The sequence below is a fragment of the Morganella sp. BCCO 40_0007 genome, assembly GCF_032989665.1.
GTDB classification, from domain to species: Bacteria; Pseudomonadota; Gammaproteobacteria; order Enterobacterales; family Enterobacteriaceae; genus Morganella; species Morganella sibonii.
This window is the reverse complement of sequence record NZ_JAVBIN010000010.1, coordinates 23,358-35,545: the sequence shown is the minus strand read 5'-3', so window position 1 is coordinate 35,545 and position 12,188 is coordinate 23,358. Positions and strand designations below refer to the sequence as shown.

General features: G+C 53.2%; 11 protein-coding genes and 2 tRNA genes. All 13 read right to left on the bottom strand.

Features of this window, described 5'->3' with window-relative positions; all coding sequences use genetic code 11:
- Nucleotides 1-23: 23 nt before the first annotated feature.
- The 13 genes from R5268_RS12985 to wzzE all read right to left on the bottom strand — a co-directional run bounded on the left by R5268_RS12985 (nucleotide 24) and on the right by wzzE (nucleotide 12,187).
- Nucleotides 24-99 (bottom strand) — tRNA-His (locus R5268_RS12985).
- A gap of 66 nt (nucleotides 100-165) precedes the next feature.
- Nucleotides 166-242, bottom strand: a tRNA-Arg gene (locus tag R5268_RS12980).
- A 146-nt stretch (nucleotides 243-388) separates the two neighbouring features.
- On the bottom strand, nucleotides 389-1,150 hold the full coding sequence (gene wecG, locus R5268_RS12975; RefSeq protein ID WP_046894221.1) for a lipopolysaccharide N-acetylmannosaminouronosyltransferase: 762 nt from the start codon (nucleotides 1,148-1,150) through the stop codon (nucleotides 389-391).
- A gap of 9 nt (nucleotides 1,151-1,159) precedes the next feature.
- Nucleotides 1,160-2,515, bottom strand: a complete 1,356-nt coding sequence (gene wzyE / locus R5268_RS12970) for an ECA oligosaccharide polymerase (protein WP_046894220.1) — start codon at nucleotides 2,513-2,515, stop codon at nucleotides 1,160-1,162.
- Nucleotides 2,512-3,600 (bottom strand): TDP-N-acetylfucosamine:lipid II N-acetylfucosaminyltransferase, encoded by a 1,089-nt coding sequence (locus R5268_RS12965; RefSeq protein ID WP_052926756.1) that lies wholly within the window; start codon nucleotides 3,598-3,600, stop codon nucleotides 2,512-2,514. Before R5268_RS12965 ends, wzyE begins: the two co-directional genes overlap by 4 nt.
- Nucleotides 3,597-4,850 (bottom strand): lipid III flippase WzxE, encoded by a 1,254-nt coding sequence (gene wzxE / locus R5268_RS12960; protein ID WP_107680514.1) that lies wholly within the window; start codon nucleotides 4,848-4,850, stop codon nucleotides 3,597-3,599. The genes R5268_RS12965 and wzxE overlap by 4 nt, the downstream gene beginning before the upstream one ends.
- Before the next feature lies 1 nt (nucleotide 4,851).
- Nucleotides 4,852-5,982 carry a dTDP-4-amino-4,6-dideoxygalactose transaminase gene (gene rffA / locus R5268_RS12955; protein ID WP_046894217.1) on the bottom strand — a complete coding sequence of 377 codons (1,131 nt, stop codon included), beginning with the start codon at nucleotides 5,980-5,982 and terminating at the stop codon, nucleotides 4,852-4,854.
- Nucleotides 5,969-6,694, bottom strand: a complete 726-nt coding sequence (gene rffC / locus R5268_RS12950; protein WP_317419596.1) for a dTDP-4-amino-4,6-dideoxy-D-galactose acyltransferase — start codon at nucleotides 6,692-6,694, stop codon at nucleotides 5,969-5,971. Before rffC ends, rffA begins: the two co-directional genes overlap by 14 nt.
- Nucleotides 6,672-7,553, bottom strand: a complete 882-nt coding sequence (gene rfbA / locus R5268_RS12945; RefSeq protein WP_107680512.1) for a glucose-1-phosphate thymidylyltransferase RfbA — start codon at nucleotides 7,551-7,553, stop codon at nucleotides 6,672-6,674. The genes rffC and rfbA overlap by 23 nt, the downstream gene beginning before the upstream one ends.
- A gap of 9 nt (nucleotides 7,554-7,562) precedes the next feature.
- Nucleotides 7,563-8,642 (bottom strand): dTDP-glucose 4,6-dehydratase, encoded by a 1,080-nt coding sequence (gene rffG / locus R5268_RS12940; RefSeq protein ID WP_187143535.1) that lies wholly within the window; start codon nucleotides 8,640-8,642, stop codon nucleotides 7,563-7,565.
- A complete protein-coding gene (wecC, locus tag R5268_RS12935) occupies nucleotides 8,633-9,895 on the bottom strand; it encodes a UDP-N-acetyl-D-mannosamine dehydrogenase (RefSeq protein ID WP_054425268.1) in 1,263 nt (420 codons plus the stop codon). Before wecC ends, rffG begins: the two co-directional genes overlap by 10 nt.
- Nucleotides 9,892-11,022, bottom strand: coding sequence for a non-hydrolyzing UDP-N-acetylglucosamine 2-epimerase (gene wecB, locus R5268_RS12930; protein WP_052926753.1), 1,131 nt, complete (start codon nucleotides 11,020-11,022; stop codon nucleotides 9,892-9,894). The genes wecC and wecB overlap by 4 nt, the downstream gene beginning before the upstream one ends.
- A gap of 109 nt (nucleotides 11,023-11,131) precedes the next feature.
- Nucleotides 11,132-12,187 (bottom strand): ECA polysaccharide chain length modulation protein, encoded by a 1,056-nt coding sequence (gene wzzE / locus R5268_RS12925; RefSeq protein ID WP_046894212.1) that lies wholly within the window; start codon nucleotides 12,185-12,187, stop codon nucleotides 11,132-11,134.
- Nucleotide 12,188: the final 1 nt, after the last annotated feature.

Genomic DNA, 12,188 nt, shown 5'->3' with positions numbered 1-12,188 from the left:
CAGTCATGTTACATGTTATTAAATGGGGTGGCTAATGGGACTCGAACCCACGACGACTGGAATCACAATCCAGGGCTCTACCAACTGAGCTATAGCCACCATAACATCGCAACATTTTACTACTTACAACAACGAAATACTATACCGTAACTCTTACACGCATAATGGCGCGCCCGACAGGATTCGAACCTGAGACCTCTGCCTCCGGAGGGCAGCGCTCTATCCAGCTGAGCTACGGGCGCTTTGCGCCGTTGCGGGAGAGGATAGTACGGATTTCTCATCCGTCTGTCCAGTGCTTTTTTTCACAAATGTATTGTTTGCTCAGTCTTTACCCGCTTTGCTGATAAAGAGAGCATTTTCCCGCAAAAAGCCGCCCGGACAGGGGCAATTATAATTTATTACCGTAGTAATAACCCAGAAATTTCAGCAGTTTTAACTGACGGCGGAAACGGGTCGGTTGTGATAACAGGCGGTAAAGCCACTCCAGCCCCATATTCTGCCACACCTTCGGTGCACGCTTCACATGACCGGTAAAGACGTCGTAAGTACCGCCCACGCCCATATACAGGGCATCCGGGTGGATCTTACGGCAGTCGCGCATAAAGATTTCCTGTTTCGGCGAGCCCATGGCCACCGTCACGATTTTCGCGCCGCTATCGCGGATACGCTCAAACAGGGCATCACGCTGTTCTGCGGTAAAATAGCCGTCCTGTGTGCCTGCCAGATTCACATTCCATTGCGATTTCAGTTTTGCTTCGGTTTCCGCCAGCACTTCCGGCTTGCCGCCGACAAGAAAGACCGGGGTGTTTTCCTGCCCGGCACGTTCCATCAGCCCTTCCCACAAATCCGCGCCGGCAATCCGCGTCACATCCGCCTGCGGGTACTTGCGGCGGATAGCCCGGACAATACTGATCCCGTCCGCATACAGGTATTCCGCATTGCTCAGCAGTGTGTGCAGTGCCTCGTCCTGTTCGGCGGTCATGACTTTCTCGGCATTGATCGCCACCAGCGTGCCGGTTCTGACCTGCCCGTCCTTACACAGATAATCCAGAAAATGCGCCTGATTCCGGAAGCCCTGAATCGGGTGGTTACGGATAGAATACTGCGGGATATTTTCCGCGCTGCCGGCATCAGAAGATAACGGTTCCATGCTAATTCCTTACGATGAAAGACGGGTGCGTTTGCCCTTTGAAATCACATAATGGCGGATAAGCCCGGCTGTTTCGAACAGCCAGTACAGTAATTTCGCCGCCACCAGACAAAAGCCGAAAATAAGACAGAAAAACACCACGCGGGAAACGAACGAATCCATTCCCTCGCGGGCCAGTACAATCATGTTAAATATCGCGCCGAAACAAAATGCATGCAGAATGGCCGCTTTATAACGGTTTGTCTCCCGTTTGCCCAGTTCATACAGCCAATCGAACCATTTGATAATCAGCCCGACCACCACCGCACCGAGCGGGATAAACCAAAAGCCGCCCATCACCACCAGCGAACCGATCAGCGTCGGTGAAATCGCCAGCCCGGAATGGTTGTTCAGCACTTCCCAGGTAAAATAGTTCGCCGCATTGAGCACGGTATCCGGCCGGTCCGGCCACAGCCAGGACGGAATGAAGACATAAAAATCACGGATGATCGGCGCCAGTCCCTGAAACTCAATTTTGTCGTAGTTATTCAGCAGCAGGCCGAGGTTTTCCCACGGCGAGAAGGTATCACGGGTCAGATAGAGGAACGTATAAAATGCCTCTGCCCCGCTGACATCCAGACTGTAGCGTTTGAGCGCCAGCCAGAACATTCCCACCACGCCGAAGACCCCGGCGCTGACCAGCATCCACAGTGAAATCCAGCCGCGCACAATCCCGATAAACAGGAACAGCGCAAATGCAATAATGATATTCGCGCGGGTGCCGCCGACAATCACGTAGGTCATAATCCCGAACGCCACCGTGGCGATCAGGAAGAAAATCCAGCGCTGAAATGTCGGTTTGAGAAAGAACACCACCAGCATCGCGGGGATAAAGAAGTAAAAAAAGCGTTTTAAGGCCACACCGGTGACCTGACTCGAGAAAATCTGACTGTAAGTTTTCAGTTTAAACAGCAGCAGCCCGTTTTCCATAAAGAAAATCCCCGCTGTCCCGATAGCAATCGCCGCCAGCAGCAGCCAGGTGAGCCGGGTTTCGGTTTTATTCATGGAAAACAGCGGTGCGCCACTGTAAACCGTATCGGGTTTGCGCAGCCGGGTTTTATATGCCACATAATAAATCGCATAGAAACTGACTGACGCCAGCAGCGCCTGTAATAGCGCGGACGGCGGCACCACCTGCACATCAAACTGGAAAACCAGCGCAAAGGTAAACGGAAAGCCGAAAAAGAATGTCAGCAGATACAGCATCGAGAAAAAGATATTAAAACTGAAGCGGACCCGGCGGAATTCGCGGTAGGTCAGCAGCAGAATAAAGGCCAGCGAGATAAACCAGACGGCAAACAGCCCGATAAAATCAAACTGACTCATGCCTGTTTCTCCTGCGCGGTCGCCAGTGCCTGCTCCCAGCCCTGCACAAAATTCGGGCTGAAGAAGGCGATTTTTTCACGGTCGAGCGCAAACAGCTGCTCCCGTGCCTGCGCCACGACGTCCGGTGTCACGTCATCACCGTAAAACAGCACCGGCACCTGCTGTTCGGTCATATCCTGCCAGAACGGGTTCTGACGGCTTATCACAAACGGAATACCGAACTGGATCAGCAGGCAGAGTGTGCCGATCCCCTGCTGGCGGTTAAAGATAAAATAGCCGAGATCGCATTGTTTCAGCAGGTTCAGATAGATATCAAAATCCATTTTGTCTTTCAGGATCTCCGCCTGCTGATGAGGGAACAACTGCTGTGCGAAAGCATCCACTTCGGCAATATAATCCCCGTTGTTTTCCGGATAGCCCATCGGAATGATGATTTTCACCTTCTCCCCGAACTGCTCACGGATGCGTGTCAGCGCCTCTTTGTGGCGGTTTGAGCGATCACCCGAGTTACCCAGCAGGATCATCATATTATCGTCACCACGAGGCTCAGGCGGCGTTAAAACCGTCAGTGACGGGTCCATCCGTGTCGGGAAATAGAGCAGCTCAGCCGGAATCTTCGGACAGAACTGGGCAAAATAATTTAAATCCCCGCGCGTGCCGAACACATGGCCGACCCGCTTCTGTGCCAGACGGCGCAGATGATAAAACAGTCTGAATTTCAGCTGACGGGAATCCTCATACAGATCCGCGCCCCAGATATGCCAGTAAAACTGATGACGTTTAATTTTGCCCGATAATAACGCCAGCCATATCAGGGCATTAAACTGACCATGGAAGAAAAAGCGGCACTGCCGGTCACTTTTTGCTTTGGCAGTGACGGCATTCGCCAGGCTTTTTTTATCCGGCCAGACATCCAGTTCCAGGTTGGGATATTGCGCCAGAAGCTGCCCGGCGGTGGAAACAACCATAAACTCCGGCATTTCCTCACGCGGCAGTTGCGGTGCCAGCACATCATTGAAGAAGCGCAGCACGGTCTGGTTATGATGCGGGATATCAGATCCTAAAACGTGAATTAAAGTTGTCATGCTCGCCTGCAATAGATCAGAAATACGCTACAACACAAAAGGAAGTAGATAATATATGTCAGCATATACGCCTGCGCCGCACCGACGGCACCGTGTGCCGGAATCAGCCAGTATGCGGACAGCGTCAGTAATGCAAACTGTGTCACTTCCGTGAGGATATAAAACCGCAGCGCGGCTTTGGCAATCACCAGATATCCGAAGACGTAAGCACCCACTTTCAGGACATCACCGACCAGCTGCCAGGCAAACAGGTCGCGCATCCCGGTAAATTGATCAGTGAACAACAGCCAGATAGCAAAATCGCGCAGCAGCCAGACCATAAAACTGGCCGCAGCCACCGCCGGTAACACAAATTTCAGCGATTTAATAATCTCACGGCGGATATCACTTTTTTCCTGTAACCGCGATAATGTCGGCAGCAGATACACAGAGAACGACGCGGTAATAAACTGGAGATACGCATCCGAAATACTGGTCACACCGCCCCATATCCCCACTTCCTCCCAGCTGTAGCGGGAGGCCAGCAGGTTCCGCATCATAATGTACGCCACCGGCAGAGTAACTGCGGTCATCAGTGCCATCAGGGTGAATTTCCCCAGATGGGATGCGATTGCCCGGTCCCAGGCCGGTTTCAGCTCAGAAAGCGGGAAGTGGCGGCGGCGCAGCAGCATGGCGAAAGCCGGAATAATAATCAGCGCCGGGACCAGTGCAAGCCCGGCCAGTGCGCCGTCATAGCCCCACCAGTGCTGGCAGAGGTAATACGCTGTTACGCCGATCAGACTGCCTGCGATCAGTGCCAGCGCATTCCCTGATGCATCACGATAGCCTTTGATAATCGCCAGAAAATAGTTGGCGTAAGCAATTCCCATCTGGATAAAGGCCACCGCGGCAACCACATCCTGATAGGCGTCATTACCATCAAACAGCGCCATACTGATCGGTCTGCTGAACAGCAGGAACACAATCGCCAGCAGTGTCGAGAACACCAGAATCAGGGTTGAGGACGTGCCTAATACCGCGCGGCGTTTTTCCGCGTCATCACGGTGCTCGGCGATATATTTGGTTACGCCGTTAAAAATACCGGCACCGGACAATACCCCCAGCACCGTAATCAGCTGGCGGAAGTTCAGCGCCTGGCCGATACCGGCCGGACCGAATGTCAGCGCCATTAATTTAATGACCAGCAGCCCCGCCCCGATTTTGATCAGGGTGGAGCCTGCGGTCCAGACAGAAGCTTTGGCTAAGGACATACTACGCGAAGAAGCCCTTAATCAGGTGGATCACGCGCTGCTGCTCGTCTTCTGTCATGTTGTAGAACATCGGCAGACGTACCAGGCGCTCGCTTTCACGGGTGGTAAAGATATCCTCACCGTCAAAACGGCCGAATTCCATACCGGCCGGGCAACTGTGCAGCGGCACATAGTGGAATACGGTCAGCACGTCATTGGCTTTCATGTACTCGCTGAATGCGGTGCGCTCTGCCACATCTTTCAGTTTGATGTAGAACATGTGCGCGTTCTGTTCCAGATTTTCCGGCACCACCGGCAGGGTCAGCAGGCCATCCTGCGCCAGCGGAGTCAGTGCATCATAGTAAATCTGCCAGAATGCCAGACGGCGCTCGTTGATTTTCTCTGCTTCTTCCAGCTGGGCCCACAGATACGCGGCCTGTAAATCAGACATCAGGTAGCTGGAACCGATATCACGCCAGGTGTATTTATCGACCTGTCCGCGGAAGAATTCGCTGCGGTTGGTGCCTTTCTCACGGACAATTTCCGCACGGCCAATCATCGCCGGATCGTTAATCAGCGTGGCACCGCCCTCACCGCCGGAGGAGTAGTTTTTGGTCTCGTGGAAGCTGTAGCAACCGATATGGCCGATAGAGCCCAGCGCGCGGCCTTTGTACGTTGACATCACGCCCTGCGCGGCGTCTTCCACCACATAGAGATTATATTTCTTCGCCAGCGCCATGATGGTGTCCATTTCACAGGCCACGCCTGCATAATGCACCGGCACAATCGCTTTGGTTTTATCTGTGATAGCCGCTTCGATTTTGGTTTCATCGATGTTCATGGTATCCGGACGGATATCAACAAACACCACTTTCGCACCGCGCAGCACAAAAGCGTTCGAGGTGGAAACAAAGGTATAGCTCGGCATGATGACTTCATCACCCGGCTGAATATCCAGCAGAATCGCAGCCATTTCCAGCGAGGCAGTACAGGACGGGGTCAGCAGAACTTTGGCGCTGCCGAACCGTTTTTCCATCCACTCTTCGCATTTTTTGGTGAACGAACCGTCACCGCACAGCTTGCCGCTTTGCATGGCCTGCTGCATATATTCAACTTCAGTGCCGACTACAGGTGGTTTATTAAATGGAATCATTGCATCCTCGGTATAACCAGTAGGCAGTGCTGTCAACCGCACCACCGCTTTTTGTATAAAGGCGCATTGCCGCGAGATTACTGAGCTGTGTAGCCACCCGTAATACCCGGCAGCGATGTTCTGCACACCACTGTTGCGCCGCCGACATTAATTTCAGGCCGATACCCTGACCCTGATTGCCCGGCAGTACCGCCAGCAGCCCGATGCGGGCGCTGTGTTCACCTGTCTGACGGAGAGTGACAAACCCGGCAATCTCATTATTTTTATTGCGGATCAGCAGACAGTCTTTATCAAATGTCCCGCGTACCGCTTTTTCCGCCCATACCGCATAAAACCGGGCACTGTCATCCGGCTGATACCACGGCGCACGGAAACGGCTCTGACTGAAAACCTGAGCCGCTGCCTGTTTTATGACCGGGATATCCGTTTCATCCGCATAACAGAGTGTGCAGTCAGATACTGCATTTTCTGTGCCACTCTTGAGTGACAATGCAAAATCCACTTCACTTTCCGCAAGGGAAAAGCCAAGCGCCGATAAACCGTCCAGTGCCGCGTTATCCCCGGCACTGATTTTGGCCTGCACCAGGTCATACGGCGCAAAATCAGCCGCAGACAGGGGTGCTGCGTCCGGGGAAAATGCCAGTTTTGCCGTTTTCAGGGCAAAAAAGTCACTTTCCCAGACGAGATGCTCAATACTGGCGCGGACGGACATGGAGTAAATTCTTCAGATACTGACCATAACCGGTCTTCGCCAGCTGACGGGCGGATTCCGCCACCTGTTCGTCATTCAGCCAGCCGTTGCGCCAGGCAATCTCTTCCAGACAGGCAATTTTAAAGCCCTGACGTTTTTCAACGGTCTGCACAAAGGTACTGGCTTCAATCAGGCTGTCGTGCGTGCCGGTGTCCAGCCAGGCAAAACCACGGCCGAGCAGCTCAACATTCAGTTCGCCGCGCTCCAGATACATCTGGTTGATGCTGGTGATTTCCAGTTCGCCGCGCTCAGACGGTTTCACCTGCTTCGCGATATCAACGACCTGATTATCATAGAAATAGAGCCCGGTAACCGCCCAGTTGGATTTCGGCTGTACCGGTTTTTCCTCGATCGACAGGGCGCGGAACTCGTCGTCAAACTCCACCACACCGAAACGTTCCGGGTCCATCACCTGATAGCCGAATACCGTTGCACCGTGCGTCCGGGCCGCCACGCTTTTCAGTTTCGGACTGAACGCGTGACCGAAGAAAATATTATCCCCCAGCACCAGACTGCAACTGTCGCCACCGATAAATTCCTCACCGATGATAAAGGCCTGCGCCAGGCCATCCGGCGACGGCTGTTCGGCATAACTCAGCGAAATACCGAACTGATCACCGTTACCCAGCAGGCGGCGGAATGACGGTAAATCTTCCGGCGTGGAGATGATCAGAACCTCGCGGATACCGGCCAGCATCAGCACGGACAGCGGATAGTAGATCATCGGTTTGTCATAAATCGGCAGCAGCTGTTTTGACACCCCGCGTGTGATCGGGTGCAACCGTGTTCCGGAGCCGCCCGCCAGAATAATTCCTTTCATACCAGCCTCTTACTTATCCTGTCCCAGTCCCAGACGCTGTCCGGCATACGAGCCGTCCTGCACCCGGCGCCACCAGGTTTCATTATTCAGATACCATTCCACCGTTTTGCGGATGCCGGATTCAAACGTTTCCTGCGGACGCCAGCCAAGATCATGCGCAATCTTGTCAGCATCAATCGCATAACGCAGATCATGCCCCGGACGGTCTGTCACATAGGTGATAAGGTCACGGTATTGCGCGACACCGGCCGGTTTCTGCGGATGCAGCTCTTCCAGCAAATCACAGATAGTTTCCACCACCTGAATATTTTTGCGTTCGTTATGGCCGCCGATATTGTAGGTTTCACCGATAGCTGCCTGTGTCACCACGGTATATAACGCACGGGCATGGTCATCCACAAACAGCCAGTCACGGATCTGCTCACCTTTGCCGTAGACCGGCAGCGGTTTACCGGAAATCGCATTGAGAATAACCAGCGGGATCAGTTTTTCCGGGAAATGGTACGGCCCGTAGTTATTTGAGCAGTTAGTGATGACGGACGGGAAGCCGTAAGTCCGCTGCCAGGCGCGTACCAGATGGTCACTGGAGGCTTTCGACGCAGAGTACGGGCTGCTCGGCGCATACGGTGTGGTTTCGGTGAAAAAGCCGTCAGGCCCTTCCAGATCACCGTACACTTCATCGGTGGAAATATGGTGGAAACGGAATGCGGATTTTTTCTCCGCATCCAGAGCAGTCCAGTAATGGCGTGCCGCTTCCAGCAGTGTGTAAGTACCCACAATGTTGGTTTCGATAAATGCCGCCGGGCCGTCGATAGAGCGATCCACATGACTTTCCGCCGCCAGATGCATCACGGCATCCGGCTGATACTGTGCAAACACGCGGTCAAGCGCCGCGCGGTCACAAATATCGACCTGCTCAAAGGCATAGCGTGAAGAATCGGCTACCGGTGCCAGTGATTCGAGATTACCGGCATAGGTCAGTTTATCAACCACCACCACGCTGTCTGCGGTGTCACGGATAATATGACGCACAACCGCAGAGCCGATAAAACCGGCTCCGCCTGTCACTAAAATACGTTTCAACGCCATACTCCTTTGGTATCAATGATCCATTTCTGCGGGATCTGGCTGCCCGGAATACCTTTGAACGGGGTATGATCCACCAGCAGCAGGATGATATCCGCATCAGTAATGGCTTTTTCGATAGAGACCAGCTCTGCCAGACCTTTCAGTTTGTTCGGCAGTTCATGCACGTTCGGCTCAACGGCCAGGGTTTTCCCTGCATGCCATTCAGCGACCATTTTGGTGACCTGAACCGCCGGGCTTTCGCGCAGATCGTCGATGTTTGGTTTGAATGCCAGACCAAAGCAGGCGATGGTGACTTCGTTAGCACGTTTGCCGGTTTCAGTCAGACAATCAGCAACCGCTTGTTTTACCTGATCAATTACCCACAGTGGTTTGCCGTCGTTGACCAGACGGGCAGTGTGGATCAGACGGGCCTGTTTCGGGTTTTGTGCCACGATAAACCACGGGTCAACCGCGATACAGTGGCCGCCGACACCCGGACCCGGCTGTAAAATATTCACACGCGGATGACGGTTTGCCAGACTGATAAGTTCCCAGACATTGATGCCCTGATCAGCACAAATCAGTGATAATTCATTCGCAAACGCAATGTTGACATCGCGGAAGCTGTTTTCGGTCAGTTTGCACATCTCTGCGGTACGTGCGTTAGTGATGACACACTCACCTTCCAGGAAGATGTAATAGAGTTCACTGGCGCGTTTTGAGGATTTTGGTGTCATCCCGCCGACCACACGGTCGTTTTTAATCAGTTCAACCATCACCTGACCCGGCAGTACACGCTCAGGGCAATAGGCGATATCGATATCAGATTCTTCACCCGCCTGCTGCGGGAATGTCAGATCAGGACGCGCAGCCGCCAGCCACTCAGCCATCTGCTCAGTCGCACCGACCGGAGAGGTGGATTCCAGAATAATCAGGTCACCTTTTTTCAGTACCGGGGCGATAGATTCCGCCGCAGACTGCACGAAAGCCAGATCCGGCTCGTGATCACCTTTAAACGGTGTCGGTACCGCAATCAGGAATGCATCCGCAGGCTGTGGTTTGGTGAACGCTTTCAGGAAACCGCCTTCCACCGCTGTTTTCACAACCGCGCCCAGGTCCGGCTCCACAATATGAATTTCACCACGGTTAATGGTATCAACCGCATGCTGGTTAACGTCCACACCAACCACATTCTTCTGACGGGAAGCGAAAGCTGCCGCTGTTGGTAAACCGATATAACCCAGACCGACAACAGAAATAGTTTCAAAACTCATAATGTCACCTGATTGTTTTTCAATGCTTCAAGAATACGCTGGCACGCTTTTCCGTCCCCGTAAGGGTTATGTGAACGGCTCATCTCATGATAAGCCGCCGGATCGGTCAGCAATCGCGTTACTTCACGAACGATAGTGCCGGTTTCGGTGCCGACCAGACGAACAGTCCCGGCGTCAATCGCCTCCGGACGTTCGGTGGTATCGCGCATCACCAGAACCGGTTTACCTAATGACGGTGCTTCTTCCTGAATGCCGCCTGAGTCGGTCAGGATCATATAAGCATGGTTCATAAGGTAGACAAAAGGAAGGTAATCCTGCGGACTGATCAGCACAATATTGCTGATGTCATGCAGAATCCGTTTTACCGGCTCACTGACATTCGGGTTGAGGTGAACCGGGTAGACAATCTGTACTTCCGGATGCGTTGTGGCAATCTCCGCCAGGGCATGGCAAATCCGCTCAAACCCGCCGCCGAAACTCTCACGGCGGTGGCCGGTAACCAGAATCATTTTTTTGCTGCTGTCGATAAACGGATATTGTGCATCCAGCTGTGCCAGCAGGGCTTTATCCTGCATGATACGATCACGGACCGCGAGCAGCGCATCAATCACCGTATTGCCGGTGACGAAAATATGATTGTCGCTGATCCCTTCACGCAGCAGGTTTTCGCGCGAGTTTTGTGTCGGCGCGAAATGGTACATCGCCAGATGTCCGGCAATTTTGCGGTTGGCTTCTTCCGGCCACGGCGAGTACAAATTTCCGGTACGCAGACCGGCTTCCACATGGCCGACCGGGATACGCTGGTAGAACGCCGCCAGGCTGGTTGCCATGGTGGTTGCGGTATCGCCGTGAACCAGAACGACGTCCGGTTTAAAATCGGCCAGAACCGGCTTTAAACCTTCAAGAATACGACAGGTAATATCTGTTAAATCCTGTCCCGGGCGCATAATATTGAGATCATAATCCGGTGTGATCTCAAAAAGGTGTAATACCTGATCCAGCATTTCACGATGCTGCGCGGTCACACAGACTTTTGCCTCAAAAGCCTGATCCGCTGCCAGCGCATGTACCAGCGGCGCCATTTTGATGGCTTCCGGACGGGTACCAAATACAGTCAATACTTTCACTGAGATTCTCTTTTATTTTATATGATATCCGGCTTTCCGGCCGGTGGCGGTTACCCGCCTTAAAACAGGCCGGGAACAGCGCCCCGGCCGGTTATTCTGCCGCTGCCGTTTACGGACGGCGGCGAACCAGTGCCACACCGGCACCGGTCAGTGCACCGATAAAGCCCCACATAATCATCATGAAGGCACGGCGCGGGCTGTCACGTTTTACCGGCTCATCCGGTGTCCGCAGATAGCGGTAGGCGCGGAAGTTATCTTCCAGCGCCGGACCGACATTCAGCGTCGACAGCATGGCAATATTCTGCTCGTAGTCTTTGTCAAACTCCGGTCCGGCCGCTTCCAGTGTCTCCAGACGCGCCTGTAACATCGGCGTTCCTAACAGGAACAGCTGGGATGACGGCAGTTCTTCCGCCGGTACATCTGTCCGGCTGCGGCTGATTCCCTGCTTCTGTGCCGCTGCGATAGCATTTTTCAGCTGTCCGGTTTCACGCTGATACAGTGATTCCGCCACCATATTCTGACGTTTCACCAGCGCTTTCAGTGACTGCGTCCGGGTTGCCCATGCGCCTTTCAGCTCATCATTCAGATTCTGAGCCGCACGCGCATTAGCAAAATCCACATACTGATTCAGCAGTTTCGCAGAGTCCGCCGCGGATTCCGCCGTCAGCGTCAGTGTGTCATTCACCAGTTTCTTCGTGTCATCACGCGGGGTCAACGTGATGTTATTAATCATTTCGTCCAGCAATGCCGCATCCGCTTTGGCATCATTTTCCATACGGGACTTGTAGTAATCCGTCTGTAACCAGAAATCCCGGCGGGTATCGTAAGAGGCTGCCTGGGTAATAAACTCCTGGTAAGCCTCATTCGGGATCGGCAGCAGTGCGGAAGATTCCTGTGCGGCATTCAGATGCGTATCCAGATTGCGCATAAATTGCTGCTGCGAATAATATCCGCCTAAATTATTAACTGTCGGATAGTCGGTAATCGCCGTGGAGTTCCACTTCTGCTGCATAAAATAACTGGCACCCAGTGCAACCAGCGCAAACACAACCGCCATTCCGGCTATCCATAATTTTCCGCGCCATAACGACATAAATAACGCGCGGATATCTAATTCCTGGTCATACTGCGTTTGTTGCGGGTCCGGAGTATTTTCTGAACGCATA